We start from the raw sequence: 25,306 nt of genomic DNA on the forward strand, positions 1-25,306 counted from the left end.
CACGTGCGAAAGCTGCCCTGTTCGCATAAGGGCTGCTTTCAAACGCAGACAGGACGAATCAGCGCACGTCGAGGCGGTACACGGGGGTGATCGTGACCCCGCGCAGTTCGGAGATTTGCGGTTTGCCTGCGAAGTCGGGACGGCCTTCTTTCGGGATGTAGATCGGCGCATCGGCACGCAGTGGCAGCACGGACAAGGTCAGCGGGCCCTTATTTTCCCCCTTAGCCGCATGCTTCAATGCATATTGCCAGCCATAGCCGCTGTAGTACCAGTCATCCAGCATGCGCGTGCCGTTGAACAGGCGGCCGATGTCGCCCGTGAAGTCCAGGTTGACCAGCGCATCCGGTTCGCCCTTGCCCGATGACGGCGGCACGTCGATGCGCCACGCGGCCGCACCACGGAAGCTTTCCGGTATCGGCTGCACGGCCGCTTTCGCCAGGCCGCCGATCATGACGGGCCGCACTTCCTGCGCCGCCCGCACCGGCGTCACCGTGGCTGTCAGGCGGCGCTCCGGCAATGCAATGTCAAACGACTGGAAGATGCCGTCCGTCCCCTCCTTCAACGCGCCCTGCCGCGCCTTGACTGTCTTCGGCAGCGGCGGATACACGGCGAAGCGGAAAGCCGGGTTGCCGTCCGAGCGCAGCTTCAGGCCGCCATCGGCAAACCACATCTGCTGCGCGCTCAATACCAGGCGGCGCTTGCCCGCCATGTCGCCCACGGCAAGGCGCTGCGCCTGCTGTTCCGACAGCACCACCACCGTGACAGGACGTCCCTGCGCGCGGCGCAAGGTGACGGCCGCGCCGGTGCCGGGAACAATGCCATCCACCACCACGGCATTGCCCACATGGGACATGCGTGCGCCATGCGTCATCTGCAGCGTGTCCGCCACTTGCGTGTCAAACGCCAGCTCCACCGGAATATTGCCGCTGGCGGCGAACACATATACCACGCCATCCTTGCCGTTATCGAGCCGCGCCACCGGCTGCGCCGTCGCATACGACAATCGCGTGCCATCGAGGTCGAAATTCACCGGCCAGATGAAGTACGCGCCATTGGCCACGTCCACCGGTTTGCGTGGGAACACCTTGGTTTCATTGGGCAGCTTCACGGAAAACTGCAGTTGCCGCTGCTCCGGCATCGCGTACTGGCGCACGTGGTTGCTGACGAACACGAACGCGCTGTCGCCCTTGCTGCGCAACGACCACCGCGGCGTCACCAGATCGTCGGAACTGGCGGGCGCCACATCCGGCTTGCGCACCGTCATCGGCGCCAGCCGGTCACCGAAATCGTGCATGAACAAGTGGTAAGGACGCAGCCGCGCCAGCACGGGACGCTGCTGGCCATCGGGCCCCAGCGGCGCCTGGAAGTCATAGTTGATCATCGGCGTATCGTTGTAGCCGCCGCTGAGCGAACTTTCTTCCATCGACGTCAGCTCCATTGGGTTACGGCCGCCATGGAACATGTAATAGCCCAGCAAATTCACGCCGGAACCCAGCTGCACCGGCAGCATCGATGCGATATCGTCCGGCGACACCACGGGACGGCGGCGGTACATGAATGGCAGGCCCGCGCCATACTCGGCGCCGAGGAACGGCGTGGCATCCATATCGCTTTCCGCCGTGCCTTTGCCCTTGCGCGCCGTCTGCGCGCCCAAATCGCCACTGACCCGGCTGTCGAAGCGGAACGCATAGGTTTCCTTCGGCTTCAGTTCTTTGGTGCTGACAGCCCACGGTTCATCCGGATACCCGCCAAACACCGGCGTCACTTCGCCGGACGGATACACGGTCTGGTCCCATCCCGTCACCGTGTACAGCGGCACGTCGACGCCCGCGCGCAACGCCAGCTTTTTCAAGGTGCTGATATGGCCTGCGCCTTCACCGGCATCATCGAGGTTGTATTCATTTTCCAGCTGCGCCCCCACCACCGGGCCGCCATCCTTCCACAGCAGACCTTTCAGCTGGCGGCCGATTTCACCGTACAGGCGCGCCACGTGGCCCAGGTATTGCGGATCATCCTTGCGGGTCGGCATGGCGTTGACCACCCAGTCCGGGATGCCGCCATAGCGCACTTCCGCATGCACCCACGGTCCCATGCGCACCACGACGTCCAGCCCGGCCTTGGCCGCCAGTTGCACGAAGCGGCGCAAGTCGTTCCGGCCCGACCAGTCGAAATGGCCATCGCGCTGTTCATGGTGATTCCAGATCACGTAGGTGGCGACGATATCGATGCCGGCCGCCTTCATCTTGCGCAATTCCGTGTCCCACTCGTCTGCCGGCGTGCGGCTGTAATGGAATTCGCCCATGACAGGCATCCACGGCTTGCCGTCTCGGGTCAGGTACTGGCTGTTGATACCCAGCCGTGCGCCGGACGGCGCGACGGACGTCCCCATCTTCAACTGGTTTTCCAGCGGCGCCTTGGCCGGCGCACTGGCATCGATCGTCAACAGGGTCTGGCCAAACGCGCCGCCAGCAGCAAGGGCTGCCGCCAGCGGCAGCAGAGTCAATCGTTTCATCGTAGTCTCCAGGAAAATCTTTTTTATAGTTGCCAGGGAGTCTACGGGCAGGAAGTCATGCAGAAATATGAATAATCTCTGAGAAACCATGCTGTTATGGCATAGGTGCCGCTATGCCAAAAATCGTCTCCGTTATACGAACTCGCCATTAGTGACAAATCCACAACTTGCACACAATGGCCGTGCAGTAATCACAACAATAACCTCTGGAGACGACAAATGATCAAAGCAAAGCGGGCCCTTGCCCTGCTGGCAGGCACATGCCTGCTCACCTTATCCCACCACGCGGCAGCCCAGTTCGCCAACGGTGCGGACGTCAGCTGGGTCGACAAGCAGGAAGCGGCCGGCTACAAGTTTTACGATGCGGCAGGCGTGCAAACCGACCCGTTCGTCCTGCTGAAAAACCTGCAGGTTAACGCCATCCGGCTGCGCGTGTGGGTCAATCCCGCCGATGGCTGGAACAATGGCGCCGACGTGCTGTACAAGGCCAAACGCGCCGCCGCCCAGGGCCAGCGCATCATGATCGACTTTCACTACAGCGACAGCTGGGCCGATCCTGGGAAGCAAACCAAGCCCGCCGCGTGGGCCGGCCACACATTGGCGCAATTGAAAAACGATGTATACCAGCACACCAGCGGCATCCTGACGTACCTGAAAAACAACGGCATCGCCGTCGAATGGGTACAGGTCGGCAATGAAATCAATGGCGGCATGCTGTGGCCGGAAGGCGGCACGTCGAACTTCAGCAACCTGGCTGGCCTGATCAATAACGGCTACAACGCGGCCAAGGCGGTCTATCCCGGCGCCAAGGTCATCGTGCACCTGGCGAACGGCTACAAGAACGCGGATTTCCGCTGGTTCTTTGACAGCCTGAAAAACGCCGGCGGCAAATGGGACGTGACGGGCATGTCGCACTACCCGCCGGCGGCGCAGTGGACGTCGTACAACAGCCAGGTCGCCACCAACATGAATGACATGGTGTCGCGCTATGGCAAGCCCGTGATGATTTGCGAAACCGGCATGGATTGGCAGCAGGCGGCAACCGCAAAAAGCATGCTGGCCGACTTGCTGGCAAAAACCAGGGCGCTGGGCAGCAATGGCCTGGGCGTGTTTTACTGGGAACCGCAAGCGTATCCCGGCTGGGAAGGCTATACGATGGGTGCGCTGGATGCTGCCGGTAAATTCACGCCGGCACTGGATCCGTTTTAATCGTTATTGACCATCACGGCCGCCAGTGCGACACTGGCGGCTTCCCATCCACCGAACAGGAGAATGAACCATGCGTACCTTGGATATTGCCCTCCTGCCGGCTGCCTGATCCGCTTCTTCCTGTCTGTCGACATGATGTAACGCCGCGCGATCGCGCGCCGGCTTTCCCAGATTAAATCGGCCTTTTGCTTTTGCAAAAGGATGTGTCTTTGCGCGCCTGTCCGGCGCGCTCGATGGGAAACATCATGTTATCTATTTCATTTGAAACGCTGCAACGTATCGGTTTGTCCAACGCTTTTTCCATGCAACTGGCGGAACTCCCAGCCAATCCCGATACGCATCTGATGCGCATTATCGAAGTTCATAAAGACAGGCTCACCCTGCACAACGGGGAGCATTCCTGTTCCGCCCGTGTTTTACCGCGCCTGGTCACGGCCATGGCGGAAGACGATCTTCAATTGGCGGTCGGCGACTGGGTCGTCAGTGAAAATAATGCATTAAACGAATGGTGGATAACTGCAAGGTTATCCCCAGCCAACCATTTAAGCCGCCGCGCTTTCGATGGACGCCGTCAATCGGTTGCCAGCAATATCGATACGGCTTTACTGGTCATGGGCTTGGACCATGATTTCAATTTACGCCGGCTGGAACGCTATATTGCGCTGGTCGCGGCAGCCGATATTGCTCCCGTCATTGTACTAACCAAAGCCGATACGGTTGAAAATGCCCAACTGCGCATAGCGGAAATTATCCAGCGCATTGGAAGGCGATATCCGGTATTCGCTGTCAATGCATTGGATAAAGCATCGGTACAGCAACTGGCGCCGTGGTTGAATAGGGGCCAGACACTATGCCTGCTGGGTTCGTCTGGCGCGGGCAAATCCACATTAACCAATACGCTGACCGGTGCCGGACAAATAACCGGCGGTATACGCGAAGATGACAGCCGGGGCCGTCATACGACGACATCCCGTTCCATGCATTTCTGTATCAACGGCGCCTGCATAATTGACGCACCGGGATTACGGACATTACGGCCGGATGGCGATGACGATAGCATGCATGCCGCATTTGACGATATCGAGCAATGGGCGGCGCAATGCCAATTCAGGAATTGCCGCCATGAATCCGAACCCGGTTGTGCCGTGCGCGAGCATTGCGATCCGGACCGCGTATTTAACTACCATAAACTCTTGCGCGATATGCACCGTCTCCAGCAAACGCCGTTGGAACGCATTGCGGAACGTTCCCGCTGGAAAACCCTGATGAAATCCGCCGGCCTCCGCGGCAAGCAAAAACGCGAATAAGCATCGCGTCAGTCCCGTATCAGCGGGCAGTAATGCCCCGGAAGGCGTCAGCGCGCCTTTACGGGGCAAAAACCGCCTTTTCATGCCAAAAGTTAGCGCAATCATGCTGATTTGTGGTACAAGAAGCGGTAAACTGACGTCCCCATCCTCTTACCGGAGAACCCCATGGCTTTATCCCGCATCGGCCAGATTGCCCTGCCAGTTTCCGACGCCAACCGGGCGGAAGCATTTTATGGCGGCGCGCTGGGACTCAATAAGCTGTTCCGTTATGGCGACCTCGTGTTTTTTGATTGCGCCGGTGTCAGGTTGATGCTGGAAGGCACGCCCAAAACTGTGCAGCCTGGCGCGGGAGTTTGCCATTATTTTTACGTGGAACAAATTGAAGCCATGGCGGGCATATTAAAAGCCCGGGGCGTGGAATTTGATGGCGATCCGCATTTGATTGCGAAAATGCCGGATCACGAATTATGGATGGCGTTTTTCCGCGACCCGGATGGCCATTTACTGGCGCTGATGGAAGAAAAACGCTGAAAGGAACCAAGGAATGATGCGTCGTTTTACGCCGCTTGCTTTATTGCTGACCCTCGCCGCTTGCGGCAACGATTACCAGCCCGAACAACTGTACCAGGCAGTGACGCCGGAATGCACGAAATGGGAAGACGGTTCCACGTTTAAATTGCCTGAAAACATCACGGTAACGGCAACGCCACCTAATGCGCTGCCCGACGGCGGCGTGGAAATCAATGTGATTTACCTGGTGCCGCGCGGCGTGATGGCGCAATTCACCAGCCGCGCATTTAAAATCGGGGCGCCGAAAGGGCCGCCATTAACCAATGCGGAAATCGTGAAGATTTATCGCCGTGGCACCGAAGGCCGGCCGGAAATGGTCGACGTGATTGAACAGGTACCGGTATTAATGACGGGTATCGGGACGTCCGATTTCACGCAATACCGTTTCCGCCTGCATTTCAAAGGAAAATTGCCCGAGCGTTTTGATTTTCTGCTGCCCGCAATGAAAATCAAGAATGAACGTTACCCGGTACGCACATTTACATACCGGTATTTTGAAGACCGTAAAACTTACGGCATGTGCAGTTAATCAATTATGCTTAGAACGCCAGCGCGCGATGGCTGCCAATTGCGCAATGGCGACCGCCAATTCCGCCTGCACTTTCGCATAATCGATTTTGCCGGTATTTTGGACCAATTGCTCTTCCGCGAGTTTGCGCGCCTCATTGGCGCGCGCTTCATCGAGGTCTTTGCCGCGGATGACGGTATCGGCCAGCACCGTGATATTGTCCGGCTGGACTTCCAATAATCCGCCCGCCACAAACAGGAATTCCTCATCGTCCGAGCCCGGCTTTTGAATACGGACTACACCGGGACGGATACGGGTAATGAGCGGCGTATGGCGCGGATAAATGCCTAATTCACCCTGTTCACCCGGCAGCACGACAAATGTGGCGGGACCGGAAAAATACTGCCCTTCGGCGGATACGACGTCGACGTGCAAGGTGGCGGCCATGGGGCTCCTGTAGCGGTAAATGAACGAATTGCGATACTAACATCCCCACGGCTGAAAATTCACGGTGCCGGCCGGTTCGCCTGCTTCAACTTCGCCACGGTCACGTGCACCAGTTGTTTGGCGTCGTCACAGCTGAGCGACGCCAGCGCCTGCAAATCGCGCGATTTAGCAATCTCGGCCGCCACCAGGTAACCAAGGTAATAACCGCGCCGTGGCGCCAGGCCGGTGTCATCCTTCGCGGAATTGAACAGCGGCGGATACTGTTTCGCGTAATCCGTGTTGTCCAGCACGGTGTCCAGGTGTGCAAACGAGTCATACAGGCGCGCCTTGGTCAGCGGCAGGCTACCGGCTGGAAACTCCAGCAGCATGTCCTCTTCCGTTGCCTGCGGATTGAGCGCCTTGGACACATAGGTGGCCAGCCCTTCCTGCCACAGTGGCAACCACATGCCCTGCCCGTCGCAGGCGGCCATGGCGGCCTCATGGTGAATATGGAACAGTTCGTGATGGAAGAATGGCGCGGCGTCGCCCTCGCCGTGCAGCGTGGCGATGCGGTCGGCGCCAAGGATCAGGTACGTTTTGCCATTGAAGGTGCGGGTGCCCCCATCCATTTCATTGAGCGAGTGCAGCAGATAGGTCGGCACAGTCGGCTGGAAATCCGGGAAGGCCGTGGCAAAACTGGCGATATGGCGCGGCAACTGCGCTGAAAACCGCCCGACCACGGCTTGGTAGGCGGCACGCATCGGTTCGAATTTCACGAAACTGCGGGCGATGCGTTCATCCTGCTGCGCCTGCGTGAAATCGCCGTCATAGCGCTCGATGCCATAAAACTCGGGAAAACGGCTGGCAACCTGCTGTTTGAAGGCTGCGATGCGCTCCCCTTCCGGCATGTGGCGGGTAGCGTCCCAGAAGGCGGCATAATCGCTGGCAAGGTTGATAACCTTGATCTCAGGCACTGCCCGCACCGGCGCGGTTGGCGCTGCGGCGAAGGCAAACTGGAACAGTCCGGCGCACAGGCCGGCCAGCAGCAAACGTTTCATGGTGATTCCTGATTATAAAAGGAACAACATTGTGCCTTAGCATATTCAGGATTGTCAAAAACGCAATTTCAAGGACGCAAAAAAGGCAGCCGAAGCTGCCTTTTTTTTTACTGCCTGCGAACGCTGAAAATCAGCCGCGCAGTTGACGCAGTTTGGCGATGGCGGCCAGTTGGCCCACCGCCGCAGCCAGTTCGGCCTGCGCAGTTGCGTAGTCCATCGTACCGGTGCTGTTTTCCAGGGCTTCTTCCGCCAGTTTCTTGGCGGCGTTGGCCTTGGCTTCATCCAGGTCTTTGCCACGGATCGCGGTGTCGGCCAGTACCGTCACGGAGTTTGGTTGCACTTCCAGCAGACCGCCGGCAACAAAGACGAACTCGTCTTCAGCCTGGCCAGCCACCTGGATACGCACCGCACCCGGACGAATACGGGTGATCAGCGGCGTGTGCTTTGGGTAGATACCCAGCTCGCCCTGTTCACCTGGCAACGCGACGAACGTGGCTTCACCAGCGAAGATTTGCTCTTCGGCGGAGACCACATCTACGTGTATGGTATTTGCCATGTGTGTCCTATCGGGATTGAACGCTCCCGGCCAGCCGGGAGCGTCACCAATTCACCGGGAATTAACCCAGTTTCTTGGCTTTTTCGATTGCTTCTTCGATCGCGCCAACCATGTAGAACGCTTGTTCTGGCAGGTGATCCAGTTCGCCGGAAGCGATCATCTTGAAGCCCTTGATCGTGTCTTTCAGCGAAACGTATTTACCAGGCGCGCCGGTGAACACTTCAGCAACGTGGAATGGCTGCGACAGGAAACGCTGCATCTTACGAGCGCGTGCCACGGTCAGCTTGTCTTCCGGCGCCAGTTCGTCCATACCCAGAATCGCGATAATGTCACGCAGTTCTTTGTAGCGCTGCAGCGTGCCCTGTACGGCGCGTGCGGTTTCGTAGTGTTCCTGGCCAACCACCAGCGGGTCCAGCTGGCGGGAGGTCGAATCCAGTGGGTCCACTGCAGGGTAGATACCCAGCGAAGCGATGTCACGGGACAGAACGACGGTCGAATCCAAGTGACCGAAGGTGGTCGCTGGCGATGGGTCGGTCAAGTCATCCGCTGGAACGTAGACGGCCTGGATCGACGTAATCGAGCCGGTTTTGGTCGACGTAATACGCTCTTGCAGACGGCCCATTTCTTCGGCCAGGGTAGGCTGGTAACCCACTGCGGAAGGCATACGGCCCAGCAGTGCGGAAACTTCGGTACCGGCCAGCGTGAAGCGGTAGATGTTGTCCACGAAGAACAGAACGTCTTTGCCTTCGTCACGGAATGCTTCCGCCATGGTCAGACCGGTCAGCGCCACGCGCAGGCGGTTGCCTGGTGGTTCATTCATCTGACCGTACACCATCGCCACTTTGGAGTTCTCTGGATTTTCCAGATCCACCACTTTGGCGTCAGCCATCTCGTGGTAGAAGTCGTTACCTTCACGGGTACGCTCACCCACACCGGCGAACACGGACAGACCCGAGTGCGCTTTAGCGATGTTGTTGATCAGTTCCATCATGTTAACGGTCTTGCCCACACCGGCGCCACCGAACAGACCCACTTTACCGCCTTTGGCGAACGGGCAAACCAGGTCAATAACCTTGATGCCGGTTTCCAGCAGGTCTTGCGATGGCGACAGTTCGTCGTACGCAGGCGCCACGCGGTGGATCGAAGCCAGTTGGTCGTGAGCAACAGGACCGCATTCGTCGATCGGGTTACCCAGCACGTCCATAATACGGCCCAGGGTGGCTTTACCCACTGGCACCATGATTGGTTTGCCGGTGTTCTGGATCATCATGCCGCGACGCAGACCGTCGGACGAACCCAGAGCAATGGTACGGACCACGCCGTCACCCAGCTGCTGTTGTACTTCCAGGGTCAGTTCCGAGCCTTCCATCTTCAGGGCGTCGAAAACCTTAGGCATCGCGTTGCGTGGGAACTCAACGTCCACCACCGCGCCGATACACTGAACGATTTTGCCATCAGCCATGTTCGTTCCTTCAAATATAGTTAAATTCGTTTAAACCGCCGCCGCACCGGCAACGATTTCGGAGAGTTCTTTGGTAATCGCTGCCTGGCGCGTTTTGTTGTAGATCAGCTTCAATTCGCCAATCACACTACCCGCGTTGTCGCTGGCGGCCTTCATTGCCACCATGCGCGCCGATTGCTCGGACGCCAGGTTTTCCGCCACTGCCTGGTATACCAGCGCTTCGATATAGCGCTCCAGCAGTTCGTCGATCACGGTTTGCGCATCAGGCTCGTAGATGTAATCCCACTGGTGGGTATTCGCATCGGCCTTCATCTTGTCAGCCGGCAGGGGCAGCAACTGCTCCACCATCGGCTCTTGCTTCATCGTGTTGATGAACTTGGTATAGCACAGGTAAACGGCATCCAACTTGCCTTCCTGGAACTTCTCGAGCACGACCTTGACAGGTCCGATCAGTTTTTCCAGGTGCGGCGTGTCGCCGATCTGCGTTGCCTGGGCAACCACAGAAACGCCGACGCGATTCAGGAACCCCAAACCTTTGTTACCGATTGCTACCGCTTCAATCTTGTTGCCCTGCGCTTCCAGCTCGCGGGCCTTGTTCGTCACCTGGCGCAGGACGTTGGTGTTCAAACCGCCGCACAGACCTTTGTCGGTCGTGACAACGATGAAACCAATTTTCTTGGCCTGGTCGCCCTTGGCGCTTGCCAGGAACGGGTGCGTGTATTCCGGATTGGCGGAAGCCAGATTAGCGGCGATATTACGAACCTTGTCACTGTAGGGACGGGCGGCGCGCATGCGGTCCTGCGCTTTGCGCATTTTCGATGCGGCGACCATTTCCATCGCCTTGGTGATCTTCTTCGTATTCTCTACGCTCTTGATCTTGCCACGTATCTCTTTGCCTACTGCCATGAGTCCTTACTCCCTTGTACGCAGAACAGCGGCTCCATCAGGAGCCGCTGAGCCGCTTAGAATGCGCCGGATTTCTTGAAATCAGCAATGGCAGCGGCCAGCGCAGCTTCGCCGTCCTTGTCCAGTTGCTTGCTTTCTTCGATCTTGGCCAACAGGGCTGCTTGCTTGGTCTTCAGGTGGCTGTGCAGGCCGGCTTCGAAAGCCAGCACTTTTTTCACAGGCACGTCGTCCAGGTAGCCTTTGTTCACGGCGAACAGCGATGCACCCATCAGGGAGATCGACAGTGGCGAGTACTGGGTCTGCTTCAGCAGTTCCGTCACGCGGGCGCCGCGGTCCAGCTGCTTACGGGTCGATTCGTCCAGGTCGGAAGCGAACTGCGCGAACGCAGCCAGTTCACGGTACTGTGCCAAGTCGGTACGGATACCGCCGGACAGGTTCTTGATGACCTTGGTCTGAGCCGCACCACCAACGCGGGACACCGAGATACCTGCGTTAATTGCAGGACGGATACCGGAGTTGAACAGCGAGGTTTCCAGGAAGATCTGGCCGTCGGTAATCGAAATCACGTTGGTTGGAACGAACGCGGAAACGTCGCCAGCCTGGGTTTCAATGATCGGCAGGGCGGTCAGCGAACCGGTCTTGCCTTTGACGGCGCCGCCGGTGAAGGCTTCCACGTAGTCGGCGTTCACGCGGGCTGCGCGTTCCAGCAGACGGGAGTGCAGGTAGAACACGTCGCCTGGGTACGCTTCACGGCCTGGTGGACGGCGCAGCAGCAGCGAGATCTGACGGTAAGCAACAGCTTGCTTCGACAAGTCATCGTAGACGATCAGCGCGTCTTCACCGCGGTCACGGAAGTATTCACCCATCGTGCAACCGGAGTAGGCCGAGATGTATTGCATTGCAGCCGATTCCGATGCGGTCGCGGCAACAACGATGGTGTATTCCATCGCGCCGTGCTGTTCCAGGGAACGCACGATGTTTTTAATGGTCGAGGCTTTTTGGCCGATGGCGACGTAGATACACGTCATGCCCTGACCTTTTTGGTTGATGATCGCGTCGACTGCCACAGCCGATTTACCGGTCTGGCGGTCGCCAATGATCAGCTCACGCTGGCCACGGCCGATTGGTACCATCGCGTCGATCGACTTCAGGCCGGTCTGCATAGGCTGCGACACGGATTCACGGGCAATAACGCCCGGAGCGATCTTTTCGATTGGCGAGGTCAGCTTGGCTTCAACTGGACCTTTGCCGTCGATCGGCTGGCCCAGCGCGTTAACTACGCGGCCGCGCAGTTCAGGACCGACTGGCACTTCCAGAATACGGCCGGTGCACTTGACGGTGTCGCCTTCCGAGATGTGCTCGTAAGCACCCAGAATAACGGCGCCGACGGAGTCACGCTCCAGGTTCATTGCCAGGCCGAAGGTGTTGCCAGGGAACTCCAGCATCTCGCCTTGCATCACATCGGACAGACCGTGAATGCGGCAGATACCGTCGGCAACGGAAATTACGGTGCCTTGATTGCGCACTTCAGCGCCGCCATCAATGCCTTGAATCCGGCTCTTGATCAGCTCGCTGATTTCAGATGGGTTGAGTTGCATACTAACTCCTAAATGTTTTCTCTCCGCTTGCGCGAGGGTATGTGGTCTGCCGGCGTTGCCGCCTGATCTACGATTACGAGGTCAGGGCGGTACGCATCTGCTGCAGCTTGGCGCGTACCGAAGTGTCCAGCACTTCGTCACCCACTACCACACGCACACCACCGATCAGCGATGGGTCCACGGTTACGTTCGGGTTGAGCTTGCGGCTGAATTTCTTTTCCAGCGTCGCTACCAGCTCGGATACCTGTGCTGCGCTCAGTTCGAATGCGCTGATAATGTCGGCATCGGCTGCACCTTCCGCGCTGTTTTTCAACAGGGCGAACTGGGCGCCGATTTCCGGCAGCAATTCGATACGGCCATTGGCCAGCAGCATATTCAGGAAGTTGTTCGCTTCCGGCGTCAGCGGCGATTTCAGCAGAGATTGAATGGTGGCGGCGATGTCGCTATCCGAAACTTTCGGATTGCGCGCGTATGCCAGCACATCGGCGTTTCCGCCGACCTGGGCCATTTCGGACACCAGGTCGGACCACGCAGCGAGGTTGCCAGCTTGAGCTACGCGGAAGAGGGCTTCCGCGTAAGGACGGGCGACGGTTGCGATTTCAGCCATGATTACAGCTCGGTCGCCAGGCGATTCAACAGGTCGGCGTGAGCCGACGCGGTGACTTCGCGCTTCAGGATTTGCTCGGCGCCTTTGACAGCCAGGTCAGCCACTTGGGCGCGCAGTGCTTCGCGGGCCTGGGTGATTTGCTGATCGGCTTCAGCTTTAGCGTTAGCGACGATGCGCTCGGCTTCAGCTTTGGCATTTGCCTTGATTTCTTCGGCTACCAGTTGCGCGCGCTTTTCCGCGTCGGACACCAGCTGTGCAGCTTCGTCACGGGCGGTGGACAAGGCTTGGGCGGATTGCTTTGCAGCGATTTCCATCGAAGCCTTACCCTGGTCGGCAGCAGCCAGACCGTCGGCGATACGCTTGGCACGCTCATCCAGCGCACCGTTCAGCGCCGGGAAGACGAATTTCATCGAGAACCATACGAGCACCGCGAAGGTGATCATCTGGCCGATGAGCGACATATTAATGTTCATGCCTTGCTCCTAAAAAGTTTCCCCTGTTGGAGCGGTTATTACTGTGCTGCAGCGGAGAGAACAGCGGTCAGGAACGGGTTGTTGAACGTGAACAGCAGAGCAACACCAACGCCGATCATCGAGATCGCGTCCAGCAGACCAGCGATAACGAACAGTTTGGTTTGCAGTTGTGGCATCAGTTCAGGTTGACGTGCCGAAGCTTCCAGGAACTTGCCGCCCAGGATAGCGAAGCCGAGTGCGGTACCGATGGCGCCCAGGCCAACGATGATTGCTACGGCCAGAACGGTCATGCTTTGTACTTGTGCGATCAGAGCTTGCATTAGATTTCTCCTAATTTAAAAAACGAAAGATACGAAAATTACAAAAATTAAAAAGTTGCTGATTAATGCTTCTCAACCGCAAGGGCCAGATACACAACCGTCAACGCCATAAACACAAAAGCTTGCAAAGTTACAATCAGAATGTGGAAGATTGCCCATGGACCACCCAGCAGCCACTGTGCCCACCATGGCAGCAGAGCGATCAGGATGAAAATCAGTTCGCCGGCATACATGTTGCCGAACAGTCGCAGCGACAGCGAAATTGGTTTAGCCAGCAATTCCAGCATCTGGAAGATGAAGTTCACCGGGGCCAGCACGATGGCGGCGAAGCCATGGGCGTGGAACGGTGCAGTAAACAGTTCTTTGGTCCAGCCGCCTGCGCCCTTGGCTTTGATCGAGAAGCCGATGATGCACAGCATGACGCCGATCGACATACCGAACGTGTGGTTCACGTCAGCGGTCGGTACCACGCGCAGCTTGTAGACGCCGAAGAATTCCAGCACTTTCGGCAGCAAGTCCACCGGCAGGAAGTCCATCGCGTTCATCAGCCAGACCCAGACGAAGATGGTGATGGCCAGCGGGGCGATCACGTTGCTCTTGGCGTGGAAGGCGGAATTGACGGTGTCGTTGACGAGTTCCATGACCCATTCAACGAAGTTTTGCAGCTTGCCAGGAACGCCGGAGGTGGCGCGGCGGGCAGCCAGCGAGAAAATCAGCAGGAAAACCAGGCCCAGTGCGGCGGAAATCCAGAACGTATCCAGGTTGATGGAGTTCGGGGTTACGACGTCACCGGCGGAGTTCAGGTGGGACAGGTGGTGCTTAATATACTCTGTGGCGTTAGCCGGGGCTGCGTGGCCCCCGTGTTCAGTGGTCATAATGTCGTCAGATTTTGTTAATTAAACCGCTAGCAGCGCGAACCAGTAAGCCAGGGTCGCCACCGCAAATCCTAGAATCAGCCAAACCGTCGCGGCCGACGAAAACAACACGAGGGCACTCGCAAACAGCACTGCTGTTATCAAAACCTTTACCATTTCGGCACGAAAATGCGTGCGGAAAGCTTGTTTCGCGTCATTAGTTCCGCGCATGACAATAATCGCGTACACCAGACTTCCGATGACCGCGATTGCTCCGCCGATGGCGGCAGACCAGCCGTTAGCATGGCTGCCAAAGAATCCGGTGGCGGCCGAGAAAAAGACGGCGATTGTGAACTGCAGGGCAACTACTTTAAACACGGGCCGGGCAACGGTTTGCGTAAAATCACTCACTTGCCAGGTTCCCAGAGAAAGCGTATACAACTAAAGACACAGGATTATATTAGGAATTTCGCCATCCGGTCAAACGAAGATGCACCGATTTGGGTGGTTTTGCTGTCGGAACGCGACGGATTTGCAGCGGGTTTAGAGGAGTTGCACCAACTTAGCGTTCCATGTGTGCGCTATCAGCGGGCATTTTCGTGTGATTTTGTTATCTGCTGCAGCATTTATGGACGGCGTTTTATATCAAGTATGGTTATAACTCTCCGTGATGATGTTTCCCTGAGAGAAAGATAATTTTTGATATAAAGGGCAACGAAAATCGTCATTTACGTGATTTTGTTGCTTTTTAGATAGCTTGATACAAATTTTTACCTTATTTCGATCCATGAAAATTTCGAATGGATCAGTAAAAAAGGCCCGTGATGTGGATCATCACGGGCCTCGTAGTTTTACGGTACGGATTTTTTAAGCGGCAAGTTACGCCGGCGTACCGCGCAGGCGCGCCAGCAACCCATCCAGGACGTCCAGGTCGGCAAAGTCGATCACCACCTGGCCCTTGCCTTTGGCGCCCATCTTGAACACCACCGGGGTCGCCAGCGAATCCGACAACTCTTCTTCCAGGCGCAGGATGTCGCCGGACTTTTCCCGTACGGGACGCTGTTCCGCCGTTCCCGCCGCTTCTTCCACCGTGCGCTGCACCAGCTTTTCCGTCTCGCGCACGGACAGGCGCTTGGCAATGACGAGGTTGGCCAGCGTAATTTGCGTCGCGGCATCGACCGCCAGCAGCGCACGGGCGTGGCCCATGTCGATATCGCCGGCCATCAGCATGGTTTGCACCGGACCGGCCAGGTTCATCAGGCGCAGCAGGTTCGACACGGCGGAACGGGAACGGCCCACGGCGTTGGCGGCCTGTTCGTGCGTGAAGTCGAATTCGTTGATCAGGCGGTTGATGCCCTGCGCCTCTTCCAGCGGATTCAAGTCTTCGCGCTGGATATTTTCAATCAGCGCCATCGCGGCGGCCGTGCGGTCATCCACGTCGCGCACCAGCACCGGCACCTGTTCCAGGCCCGCCATTTGCGCGGCGCGGAAACGGCGCTCGCCGGCAATGATTTCATATTTCATCTTGCCGCCGGATTTGCCCACCGGGCGCACCAGGATCGGTTGCATGATGCCCTGGGTCTTGATGGAGGCCGCCAGTTCCGACAGGCCCGTTTCATCCATGCGGGTGCGGGGCTGGTATTTACCCGGCTGCATCACGGTGACGGACATTTCCTGCGTGGTGTGGCCGTTGGCGCCGCCCGCGTTGGAAGCCGGGTTGGACGGATCGAGGTCGCCGCCCAGCAGTGCGTCCAGGCCGCGGCCCAGACCTTTGAGTTTCTTCGTTGCCATTGTGGGTCCTTACATTTTCTTGATGCGCTTGATCATTTCCGCGCCGAAAGCGATATACGCTTGCGCGCCCTTGGAGCTGGGGTCGAACGTGACGCCCGGAATACCATAAGACGGCGCTTCGGCCAGCCGCACATTGCGCGGGATGATGGTCTTGAACACTTTGTCGCCGAAATGCTGTTCCAGCTGGGCCGACACTTGCTGCGACAGCGTCATGCGCGGATCGAACATCACACGCAGCAGGCCAATGATCTTCAAGTCCGGGTTCAGGTTGGCGTGCACTTTCTTGATGGTGTTGACCAGGTCCGACAAGCCTTCCAGCGCGTAGTACTCGCACTGCATCGGGATGATCACGCCGTTGGCGGCGCACAGGCCGTTCAGGGTCAGCAGCGACAGCGCCGGCGGGCAATCGATCAGCACGAAGTCGTATTCCTTGTCGACGGCGGCCAGCGCATCCTTCAGGCGGCGCTCGCGGTTGTCCAGCTCGACCATTTCCACTTCGGCGCCGGCCAGTTCGCGGTTCGACGGCAGCACGTCGAAGCGGCCCGATTCCGAACGCTGGCGCGCACCGGCCACGTCTGCGGTGCCCAGCATGACTTCATAGGTGGAGGCCGCCAGGCCGGCCTTGTTGATGCCGGCGCCCATGGTGGCGTTGCCCTGCGGGTCCAGGTCAACCAGCAGCACGCGCTGCTTGAGTTTGGCCAGGCCGGCGGCGAGGTTGACTGTCGTGGTGGTTTTGCCTACGCCGCCCTTTTGGTTTGCTACGCAAAAAATTTTCGCCATGAATCTTCTTATTATCTCTCAAATGAGCTATACGATTTATATGGTATAAACGGTTTATATTGTTTATTTGATTTATACGGTATAAACGATTTATACCGTATACTTCGATTGGCGTTTCAAGCCTTTTTGATGAACACCAGGTGGCGCTCCGCATCCAGCCCCGGTACCCGCAGGGGCTGCAAATCCGTCACTTGCCATGGCGCCGGCAGCCGTTCGCGCTCGTCCGCCGGGGCGGTGCCTTTGAGGGCAATAAAACGCCCGCCCTCTTCCAGCAGGTGCCCCGACCAGTTCACGAAATCGGACAGGTCGGCAAAGGCGCGCGACGTGATCACGTCGAACAGCTGCGCCACCGCCAGTTCCTGCACCTTCATCGTGTACACCGTCACGTTGGCCAGGCCCAGTTGCGCCTTCACCTGCGTCAGGAAGGCGGTTTTCTTGTGCACGGTGTCGATCATCGACACCTTCATGTCCGGCCGCGCAATGGCCAGCACGATGCCCGGTAAACCGCCGCCCGCGCCCACGTCCAGCACGTTCGCCGCCCCGGCAAAGGCCGGCACGGCGGCCAGCGAATCCAGCAAGTGCAGGGTCATCATCTGCATCGGATCGCGCACCGACGTCAGGTTGTAGACGCTGTTCCACTTGTTGAGCAGCGCCAGGTAATCCAGCAATTGCTCGTGCTGCGCAGGGGACAACTCCAGTTTTAGTTCATTTGCGCCATTTTTCAACACTTCGGCCAGTGCTGCCCGGTCGAAAAACTTCATTACGCCGCCCCTTCCTGCTCGGCGGCCTTGGCGCCGGACGCACCGCCAAACGCGCCATAGCCGGCCTTTTTCAGGTGCACCAGCAGCAGCGAAATCGCGGCCGGCGTGACGCCGGAAATACGCGACGCCTGGCCCAGGGTTTCCGGCAGGTTTTTCGCGAGTTTCTGGCGCACTTCCATCGACAGCGCGGTGATCTGCATGTAGTCGACGCCGTCCGGCAGTTTCAGGTTTTCATAGTGCTCGTGGCGCTCCACTTCCTTGCTCTGGCGCTCGATGTAGCCCGAGTATTTCAGCGTGATTTCCACCTGCTCGCGCACGGCTTCATCTTCCACGCCGGGACCGGCCAGCGCCTGCCCTTCGACGCCTTCCAGCGTCATCAGCTTGTCGTACACCACGCCCGGGCGGCGCAACAAATCCGCCAGGTTGTACTCGCGTTCGATGGCCTGGCCGATCACCCGTTCCGACTCGGCGGCGGCCAGGATGCGCGGGTTCACCCACGTGGAACGCAGGCGCTCCAGCTCCAGCGCCACGGCTTCGCGCTTGCGCTCGAACGCTTCCCATTGCGCGTCGCCCACGCAGCCCAGCTTGCGGCCGATCTCCGTCAGGCGCATGTCGGCATTGTCTTCTCGCAGGCTCAGGCGGTACTCGGCGCGGCTGGTGAACATGCGGTACGGTTCCATTACACCCTGCGTGACGAGGTCGTCGACCATCACGCCCAGGTACGCTTCCGAGCGCGCCGGGGTCCACGCTTCGCGGCCCTGCGTCTGCAATGCCGCGTTGATACCGGCCAGCATACCCTGCGCGGCGGCTTCTTCGTAGCCCGTGGTGCCGTTGATCTGGCCGGCGAAATACAGGCCGGAGATCGCCTTGGTTTCCAGCGATGCTTTCAGGCCGCGCGGGTCGAAATAGTCGTATTCAATGGCATAGCCGGGACGCAGGATATGCGCGTTTTCCAGGCCTTTCATCGAGCGCACCAGGTTGATTTGAACGTCGAATGGCAGGCTGGTGGAGATACCGTTTGGATAGAATTCGTTGGTGGTCAAGCCTTCCGGTTCCAGGAAAATCTGGTGCGATTCCTTGCTGGAAAAACGGTGGATCTTGTCTTCGATCGACGGGCAATAACGGGGGCCCACGCCTTCGATCACGCCGGTGTACATGGGGCTGCGGTCCAGGCCGCCACGGATGATGTCGTGCGTCTGCGCATTGGTGTGCGTCACCCAGCACGGCAACTGTTTCGGGTGCATGGCGGTGTTGCCCATGAACGAAAACACGGGCACCGGATCGAGGTCGCCCGGCTGTTCCGTCATGGCGGAAAAGTCGATGCTGCGGCCGTCGATACGCGGCGGCGTCCCGGTCTTCAGGCGGCCCTGCGGCAGCTTCAACTCCTTCAAACGTGCCGACAGCGAGATCGCGGGCGGGTCGCCGGCGCGGCCGGCCGAGTAGTTTTGCAGGCCCACGTGGATCTTGCCATCCAGGAAAGTACCGGCCGTCAATACCACAGCGGGGGCCAGGAATTTCAAGCCGATCTGCGTCACGGCGCCGACCACGCGGTCGCCTTCCACCATCAAATCGTCGACGGCTTGCTGGAACAGCCACAGGTTCGGCTGGTTTTCCAGGCGGGAACGTATTGCCTGTTTGTAAAGTATTCGGTCGGCCTGGGCGCGGGTGGCGCGCACGGCAGGGCCTTTGGACGAGTTCAAAATACGGAACTGGATACCGGATTCATCCGTGGCAATCGCCATGGCGCCGCCCATGGCGTCGACTTCTTTGACCAGGTGGCCCTTGCCGATGCCGCCGATGGACGGGTTGCAGGACATCTGGCCGAGGGTTTCGATGTTGTGCGTCAGCAGCAGCGTTTTCTGGCCCATACGGGCCGCAGCCAGCGCCGCTTCGGTGCCGGCATGGCCGCCACCCACGACGATCACGTCGAATTCAGTTGGAAATAACATGTTTGGGAATGTGAGAAAAGCGAAGAATTGAACCCCGATTATAGAGGGTTTTAAGTGCTGCGAATTTTTTAAGCACGTGAAACAGCAGATTTCAGGTCGCAATTGTTCCACGTGAAACAACTTCAGGGCCGTGTGCCGATGTTCCACGTGGAACAATTTGCGCGCCGGCGCGCATGAAAAAGGGACGCCGCAGCGTCCCTCCTCTCATGTCCCGGATTGTTTCACGTGGAACAAATCACCAGCGTGCCCACGCATCGTACGAGGTCTTCACGATCAAGACCGACACCACCACCAGGAACAGCCGACGCACGAAACCACTGCCATGCTTCAGCGCCAGTTTGGTGCCAACCAGCGACCCCGCCACGTTGCACACCGCCATCATCAAACCCAGTTGCCAGATCAAATGGCCGCTCCACCCAAACCAGGCCAGCGCGGCAATATTGCACGCGACGTTGACGATCTTCGCCACGGCCGACGCGGACAGGAAATCAAAGCCGAAGAACCGCACGAACAGGAACACCAGGAAGCTGCCAGTGCCGGGACCGAAGAAGCCGTCATAAAAACCAATCAGCGAGCCGATGCCGATGGCCCAGGCCTTTTCCTGGAAACCGGCAAACAGCGGCGCATGCACGCTGCCCAGGTCTTTGCGCTTGAAGGTGTAGACCGCCACCGCGATCAATACCAGCGGCAACAGCGAACGCAGGAAGTCGGGCGGAATCTTTGTCACGGTGTAGGCGCCGATGAAGGCAAACACCAGCGCGGCCATCGATGCCGGCGCGGCGGTCGACCAGGCGATGCGCACGCGGCGCGCGTAATTGACGGCGGCCGCGGACGTGCCGAACACCGACGCCAGTTTATTTGTCCCCAGCAAGGTGGCCGGCGCCGTCGTGCTGAAGACGGAAAAAATCGCGGGAATCTGGATCAGCCCCCCGCCCCCGACTACCGCGTCCACCAGCCCTGCTGCGAACGCGGCGACGCCCAGCGTCAAATAATCAACCATGTTACTGCCGCTTATGCGGCCTCCAAATAAAGCGAAGCCGCCATTGTACGGAACCCGGTGGTGGACTGCTTCCGCAGCATTACGCATCGGCTTCCCGCCATCGGCCGACTTGGAGATTGCAGGCGATATGGCGCCGGTGTAATCTGGAACGCCCGACACTTCCCGGTACCCGAGCATGAATGACTTCGCCTTCAGCACCGTTGCGCACCTGGTTTCAGAACTGGGCGCGGCCCGCAATCTGGGGGCGCACGTGCGCAACCGCTTCCCGTCCGCCAACCGCGCCTTGCTGGTGACGGATCCCGGCTTCCTGCGAACCGGCCTGGTACAGGCGCCGGCAGCCAGCCTGGAAGCGGCCGGGTTCCACGTGAAAATCCATGCCGATGTCGTGGCCGATCCGCCGGAAGCCATCGTGCTGGCCGCCGTGGCGGCGGCCCGTGAATTCGGCGCCGATATCGTCATTGGGCTGGGTGGCGGCAGTTCGATGGATGTGGCCAAGCTGATAGCCGTACTGGCGGTGGAGAATGCGCAACCGCTGGCGCAGATTTATGGCATCGGCAACGTGCGGGGCGAGCGCCTGCCGCTGGTGCAGGTGCCGACCACGGCGGGCACGGGATCGGAAGTCACCAACATTGCCATTGTCACCACGGGCGAAACCACGAAGATGGGCGTGGTGGCGCCGCAGCTGTATGCGGACCTGGCGGTGCTGGATGCCGAACTCACGGTGGGCCTGCCGCCGGCCGTCACGGCCGCCACCGGCATCGACGCCATGGTGCACGCGATCGAAGCCTATACCAGCCGCCACAAGAAAAATCCGCTGTCGGACATGCTGGCCCGCCAGGCGTTGACACTGCTGTCGGCCAACCTGCTGCGCGTGTGCGAACACGGCGGCGACCTGGCGGCCCGCCAGTCCATGCTGCTGGGCGCCTTGCTGGCGGGCCAGGCCTTCGCCAACGCCCCGGTCGCGGCCGTGCATGCACTGGCCTATCCGATCGGCGGCATTTTCCACGTGCCGCACGGCTTGTCGAATTCCCTGGTATTGCCGCACGTGCTGCGCTTCAATGCGCCGGCCGCCAGCGCGCTGTATGCGGAACTGGCCGGCATCGTCGTGCCGCACGCCAGCGGCAGCATGGAAGCCCGCGCGGAAGCGCTGGCGGTCGCGATGGAGCAGATGGCGGCCGCGACCGGCATCGAACGCACACTGCAGCAAGTCGGTATCACCGAGGCCGACCTCGACCGCCTGGCGGACGACGCCATGCTGCAAACCCGCTTGCTGGGAAATAATCCGCGCGATGTGACCCGGGCTGATGCGCGCGCCATCTACGCCGCAGCCTTTTAGCAGGCTTTACAGCCGTTTTCTGACGGAACTGGTGACTTTCCCTGTCCACAGCGATTAAACGCCCCAAAACAGCTGTAAACCAGTCTGTCCCAAATGCAAAAAAGTGCCAGGGACTTCCGAGAGGAATTTAAGTCCCTGGCACTTTTTTTCTAAGCGGCAATGGCTTGCCGCTCAGGTTGCTTCAGTCATCGAGGTCAGTTGGGGACGTCGACCGCCGTGCCCGACACATTGATCGCATTGGCGCCCGGGCTGGCCGAGATGGCTGGCAGGTTCGCCGCCGTGATCGGCACCAGGTTGCTGGCGCGCGTCGTGGTGCGCACCACTTGCGAAGGCGGCAGCGGCGACGTCGTGCTGTTTTTCGCGTTGGCGTAGACGGCGTCGAGTGCGCGGAACAGGTAGACGTGCAGCGGCACGATCACCGTCGGCAATGCATTGCTGAACGAATCGAAGTGGTTGGCGTTGGTGACTTCGATGTAGCGCAGCTTGCTTGCGCTGCCCTCCGCCACCGCGTTCAAGCCCAGGTAGGCGCGCGCCGCATGGTTGACGGGAATCAGCGCATCGCTGCGGCCGGACACGATCACCGCCGGCTTGCCCTTCAAATTCCCCGTGGCCTGCACTTCCGCGATACCCGCCCGCACCCGGTCGCTTTGCGCCGCCAGCGCCGCGCTCAGCGCGCCGCCCGTGACGGGATCGCTGCCGGTCGCCAGCGCACGCAGGCACAGGAAACCGTCGAGCGACTGGTCCGCCACACCGGTGGAGGCGGAAATGCCGAACGCATACTGGCGCGCGCCATTGGTGCCGTCTTCATACACGACGTTGCCGACGATACCGTTTTGCGTGGCAAAGCTGGCCGCCTTTTGTTCCGCCGTGAAGGGAACGACGGCGCCGGTGGCCGCATCGGTCGGCGCGAAGCTGAAGCCGCACACTTTGTCCGTCACGGAGAACTTGCCGTATGCGTACGCGTAGGTGACGGCCACCAGGATATTCGTCCCCGCGTGCAACCCCTGCAGCGGTTCCGCGTCGACGGTCCAGCCATAGGCCTTGAGCTTGGCCAATGCGTTGGCTTGCTGGTCCGCCGCACTGGCGCCCGTCAATAGCCCTTTCGCCACCAGCGACGTGCAGCGTCCCACGCTGGCCGCGCCGCCCGCCGCGCACGGCTGGTACAGCGCCGCATACGTCGAATAGTCAAACAGCGGCTTGCCCTGCGCCGTCACCGGTGCGCCGCCCTGCCGCACCGTGTAGCCACTGGCGGTCTTCGGCTGGATTTGCGGCTCGGTGGCGGCCACGCCGCTGATCAAGCCCTTGGTGTCCTGTTCCGCCGCCAGCAAGGCCGAGCCGGCGCCATTGGAAATGCTGGACGCGATCGCCACCGTGTTCTTCGGCGTGAAGCGCACCAGGTGGCGCTTGCCGTCGGAGGCCAGCGTGCCGAAGCGTTCATTGAGCACGTAGTACGCGAACTCCACCGCCTGCAGCGTCACCTTGCCCCAATCCTTTTCCGGATTCAGTTGCGAGTGCGCATGCTTGAACGCCACCCGGCCCGGGTATGTGGTGTTGTAGGTGGCGCGCTCCGCATCCGTCAATACGGGCGCGAAATTGGCGTTCTTGCCGGCTGCCGTGCGCGTGGCGCGCACGCCGTTTTGCAAGTTCACGCTGTCATCGTCAAACGTGTACAGGCCGGTGCCGCTACCCTTGTCCGCATACGCCACCGCGCAATTGTTTTTCAGCCCCCATTCGCCGGCGCTGCCGATCGCGCCATAAATGCCGCGCGAGCCGCTGGACGTGCCTGTCACGATGCACGGGTTGGCGGGATCGAACGAGCCCGGCACCTGCACCATCAACGTCACGTTCATGCGGCCGCTGCCGTCATCCGCATACGCGATGTATTCGGCGCCCGCGACTTTGCCTTCGCCGGCGGTGGCAAGCCCGGCCGCATTCACGTTGGGGCCATACAAGGTGCCATAGCCGCTGTTGGCGGCAATATCGAGCACGGCGCGGTAATTGGCGAAGATGGCGTTGCGGCGCAATTCCGCGGCGGTGGGATTGCGCGGGTCCACGTAGGCGGGCGCCGCGGCCGCCGCCAGCCCGGTCTTGCCCAGGCCCGCCGTCAGCAAGTCGTCGCTCTGTCCGTCATAGTTGGTGACCGTGACGGTCCCCAGGTACGACGGAATGATATTCAAGTCTTCCGGACCGTTGCCACTGTCGCCGCAACCGGCCAGCATGCCGCAGGCGGCCAGGCTGGAAGCGAGCACCGTCAATTTCAAAGTTTGGTTCATGCGATCTCCTTAGTTTTCTGTTGATAGCCAAAAAAAACGCCGGACTGCGCCGGCGTGTTCGTAAGCGGGTCAGGCTGGCTTTCGCCGCCCCACGCGATCCACCACCTCCCCGACAATGCCTTTGCGGAACAGCAGCACGCACGCAACGAATATCAATCCCGTCACCATGCTCACCGCTTCACCCAATGTGTTGAACCAGGCAATCCCCGTACTGCTGCCCAGGAACGTTCCAATGTCGCCCAATTTGTTTTCCAGCATGATGATCAGCATCGATCCCAGGATCGGTCCGGCCAGGGTGCCCATGCCGCCGACCAGGGTCATCAGGATTACCAGCCCGGACATGGCCCAGTGCACGTCCGTCAGTGTTTCAAAACCCAGCACCACGGTTTTCGTGGCGCCCGCCAGCCCCGCCAGCCCCGCCGACAGGACGAACGCCATCAGCTTGTATTTGTCGACGTCGTAGCCCAGCGAAATCGCGCGCGGCTCGTTTTCCTTGATGGCTTTCAATACCTGGCCGAATGGCGAATGCACGGTGCGCACGATCAGCGCGAATCCCGCCACGAAAATCGCCAGCACCACGTAATACAGCGTCAAGTCTTGCGACAGGTCGACCATGCCCAGCAATGTTCCACGTGGAACACTCTGCAACCCATCTTCACCGCCCGTGAACGGCGCCCGCAGCGCGCCGAAGTACACCAGCTGGGCCAGCGCCAGGGTGATCATGGAAAAGTAAATGCCCTGGCGGCGGATCGCCAGCGCCCCCATGACCAGGCCGATCAGCGCCGCGCCCAGCACGCCGGCCAGCAAACCCAGCTCGAACGGCCAGTGCAATTCCTTCAGCGCATAGCCCGCCGCGTAACCGGCGCCGCCGAAGAACGCCGCGTGGCCGAACGACAGCAAGCCGGTAAAACCGATCAGCAAGTTGAAAGCGCAGGCGAACAGCGCAAAGCACAGCAACTTCATCAGGAACACGGGATAGCCGACAAACGGTGCGGCCAGCGCGATCGCCAGGGCGATGCCATATCCGATTTTCTTGTTCATCGGGGATTC

At 59.6% G+C, this 25,306-nt stretch carries 25 protein-coding genes; 5 read left to right on the forward strand and 20 right to left on the reverse strand.

The annotated features are described in order from the left end of the window. Window positions 1-58: 58 nt before the first annotated feature. Window positions 59-2,512 (reverse strand): beta-galactosidase, encoded by a 2,454-nt coding sequence (locus GJ700_RS03445; RefSeq protein ID WP_154371258.1) that lies wholly within the window; start codon window positions 2,510-2,512, stop codon window positions 59-61. 219 nt (window positions 2,513-2,731) lie between these two features. Here GJ700_RS03445 and GJ700_RS03450 point away from each other — a divergent pair, with 219 nt between their 5' ends. Then, the gene (locus GJ700_RS03450) at window positions 2,732-3,721 is read left to right on the forward strand and encodes a glycoside hydrolase family 53 protein (protein ID WP_154371259.1); all 990 of its coding nucleotides are present in this window, start codon (window positions 2,732-2,734) and stop codon (window positions 3,719-3,721) included. Here GJ700_RS03450 and GJ700_RS03455 read toward each other — a convergent pair. Continuing rightward, complete coding sequence (locus GJ700_RS03455) at window positions 3,718-3,918, reverse strand: hypothetical protein (RefSeq protein WP_154371260.1); 201 nt, start codon at window positions 3,916-3,918, stop codon at window positions 3,718-3,720. The genes GJ700_RS03450 and GJ700_RS03455 overlap by 4 nt on opposite strands. A 36-nt stretch (window positions 3,919-3,954) precedes the next feature. Here GJ700_RS03455 and rsgA point away from each other — a divergent pair, with 36 nt between their 5' ends. The 3 genes from rsgA (at window position 3,955) to GJ700_RS03470 (ending at window position 6,127) form a co-directional block, all read left to right on the forward strand. After that, on the forward strand, window positions 3,955-5,028 hold the full coding sequence (gene rsgA, locus GJ700_RS03460; protein WP_229506779.1) for a ribosome small subunit-dependent GTPase A: 1,074 nt from the start codon (window positions 3,955-3,957) through the stop codon (window positions 5,026-5,028). A gap of 165 nt (window positions 5,029-5,193) precedes the next feature. Beyond that, window positions 5,194-5,559: a VOC family protein gene (locus GJ700_RS03465; protein WP_154371261.1), complete on the forward strand. Its 366-nt coding sequence runs from the start codon at window positions 5,194-5,196 to the stop codon at window positions 5,557-5,559. A gap of 13 nt (window positions 5,560-5,572) precedes the next feature. Beyond that, window positions 5,573-6,127 carry a hypothetical protein gene (locus GJ700_RS03470; RefSeq protein ID WP_154371262.1) on the forward strand — a complete coding sequence of 185 codons (555 nt, stop codon included), beginning with the start codon at window positions 5,573-5,575 and terminating at the stop codon, window positions 6,125-6,127. Here GJ700_RS03470 and GJ700_RS03475 read toward each other — a convergent pair whose 3' ends face one another. From GJ700_RS03475 to GJ700_RS03550, 16 genes are all read right to left on the reverse strand, one after another. Beyond that, on the reverse strand, window positions 6,128-6,553 hold the full coding sequence (locus tag GJ700_RS03475; protein WP_154371263.1) for a F0F1 ATP synthase subunit epsilon: 426 nt from the start codon (window positions 6,551-6,553) through the stop codon (window positions 6,128-6,130). It abuts the gene before it with no gap. A gap of 59 nt (window positions 6,554-6,612) precedes the next feature. After that, window positions 6,613-7,590, reverse strand: coding sequence for a hypothetical protein (locus tag GJ700_RS03480; protein ID WP_154371264.1), 978 nt, complete (start codon window positions 7,588-7,590; stop codon window positions 6,613-6,615). 130 nt (window positions 7,591-7,720) lie between these two features. Further along, window positions 7,721-8,146 carry a F0F1 ATP synthase subunit epsilon gene (locus GJ700_RS03485; protein WP_154371265.1) on the reverse strand — a complete coding sequence of 142 codons (426 nt, stop codon included), beginning with the start codon at window positions 8,144-8,146 and terminating at the stop codon, window positions 7,721-7,723. 61 nt (window positions 8,147-8,207) lie between these two features. Continuing rightward, entirely contained in the window at window positions 8,208-9,608 is a 1,401-nt protein-coding gene (atpD, locus tag GJ700_RS03490; protein ID WP_154371266.1) for a F0F1 ATP synthase subunit beta, read from the reverse strand. Window positions 9,609-9,638: 30 nt separating this feature from the next. After that, window positions 9,639-10,514 carry a F0F1 ATP synthase subunit gamma gene (gene atpG, locus GJ700_RS03495; protein ID WP_154371267.1) on the reverse strand — a complete coding sequence of 292 codons (876 nt, stop codon included), beginning with the start codon at window positions 10,512-10,514 and terminating at the stop codon, window positions 9,639-9,641. A 56-nt stretch (window positions 10,515-10,570) separates the two neighbouring features. Next, window positions 10,571-12,112 (reverse strand): F0F1 ATP synthase subunit alpha, encoded by a 1,542-nt coding sequence (gene atpA / locus GJ700_RS03500; RefSeq protein WP_154371268.1) that lies wholly within the window; start codon window positions 12,110-12,112, stop codon window positions 10,571-10,573. A 73-nt stretch (window positions 12,113-12,185) separates the two neighbouring features. Continuing rightward, window positions 12,186-12,719, reverse strand: a complete 534-nt coding sequence (locus GJ700_RS03505) for a F0F1 ATP synthase subunit delta (protein WP_154371269.1) — start codon at window positions 12,717-12,719, stop codon at window positions 12,186-12,188. Between the two features lie 2 nt (window positions 12,720-12,721). After that, window positions 12,722-13,192 (reverse strand): F0F1 ATP synthase subunit B, encoded by a 471-nt coding sequence (locus GJ700_RS03510; protein ID WP_154371270.1) that lies wholly within the window; start codon window positions 13,190-13,192, stop codon window positions 12,722-12,724. 38 nt (window positions 13,193-13,230) lie between these two features. Then, entirely contained in the window at window positions 13,231-13,512 is a 282-nt protein-coding gene (atpE, locus tag GJ700_RS03515) for a F0F1 ATP synthase subunit C (RefSeq protein ID WP_057262244.1), read from the reverse strand. A 62-nt stretch (window positions 13,513-13,574) separates the two neighbouring features. Beyond that, complete coding sequence (gene atpB, locus GJ700_RS03520) at window positions 13,575-14,387, reverse strand: F0F1 ATP synthase subunit A (protein ID WP_154371271.1); 813 nt, start codon at window positions 14,385-14,387, stop codon at window positions 13,575-13,577. Between the two features lie 21 nt (window positions 14,388-14,408). Next, window positions 14,409-14,777, reverse strand: a complete 369-nt coding sequence (locus GJ700_RS03525; protein WP_371867809.1) for an ATP synthase subunit I — start codon at window positions 14,775-14,777, stop codon at window positions 14,409-14,411. Window positions 14,778-15,245: 468 nt separating this feature from the next. Further along, entirely contained in the window at window positions 15,246-16,157 is a 912-nt protein-coding gene (locus tag GJ700_RS03530; RefSeq protein WP_154371272.1) for a ParB/RepB/Spo0J family partition protein, read from the reverse strand. Window positions 16,158-16,166: 9 nt separating this feature from the next. Continuing rightward, window positions 16,167-16,937 (reverse strand): ParA family protein, encoded by a 771-nt coding sequence (locus GJ700_RS03535; RefSeq protein WP_154371273.1) that lies wholly within the window; start codon window positions 16,935-16,937, stop codon window positions 16,167-16,169. Between the two features lie 116 nt (window positions 16,938-17,053). Further along, entirely contained in the window at window positions 17,054-17,698 is a 645-nt protein-coding gene (rsmG, locus tag GJ700_RS03540) for a 16S rRNA (guanine(527)-N(7))-methyltransferase RsmG (protein WP_154371274.1), read from the reverse strand. Next, a complete protein-coding gene (gene mnmG / locus GJ700_RS03545; RefSeq protein WP_154371275.1) occupies window positions 17,698-19,647 on the reverse strand; it encodes a tRNA uridine-5-carboxymethylaminomethyl(34) synthesis enzyme MnmG in 1,950 nt (649 codons plus the stop codon). Before mnmG ends, rsmG begins: the two co-directional genes overlap by 1 nt. 235 nt (window positions 19,648-19,882) lie before the next feature. After that, window positions 19,883-20,647 (reverse strand): sulfite exporter TauE/SafE family protein, encoded by a 765-nt coding sequence (locus GJ700_RS03550; RefSeq protein WP_154371276.1) that lies wholly within the window; start codon window positions 20,645-20,647, stop codon window positions 19,883-19,885. A 175-nt stretch (window positions 20,648-20,822) separates the two neighbouring features. Here GJ700_RS03550 and GJ700_RS03555 point away from each other — a divergent pair, with 175 nt between their 5' ends. Beyond that, on the forward strand, window positions 20,823-21,983 hold the full coding sequence (locus GJ700_RS03555; RefSeq protein ID WP_154371277.1) for an iron-containing alcohol dehydrogenase: 1,161 nt from the start codon (window positions 20,823-20,825) through the stop codon (window positions 21,981-21,983). Window positions 21,984-22,177: 194 nt separating this feature from the next. Here the strand turns inward: GJ700_RS03555 and GJ700_RS03560 are convergent, their stop codons facing one another. Together GJ700_RS03560 and GJ700_RS03565 are read right to left on the reverse strand one after the other, a co-directional pair. Then, window positions 22,178-24,256, reverse strand: a complete 2,079-nt coding sequence (locus tag GJ700_RS03560) for a 3-hydroxybutyrate oligomer hydrolase family protein (protein WP_154371278.1) — start codon at window positions 24,254-24,256, stop codon at window positions 22,178-22,180. Between the two features lie 69 nt (window positions 24,257-24,325). Beyond that, window positions 24,326-25,297 (reverse strand): branched-chain amino acid ABC transporter permease, encoded by a 972-nt coding sequence (locus GJ700_RS03565; RefSeq protein ID WP_154371279.1) that lies wholly within the window; start codon window positions 25,295-25,297, stop codon window positions 24,326-24,328. Window positions 25,298-25,306: the final 9 nt, after the last annotated feature.

Source organism: Pseudoduganella rivuli (genome assembly GCF_009674485.1).
Taxonomy (GTDB): Bacteria; Pseudomonadota; Gammaproteobacteria; order Burkholderiales; family Burkholderiaceae_D; genus Rugamonas; species Rugamonas rivuli_B.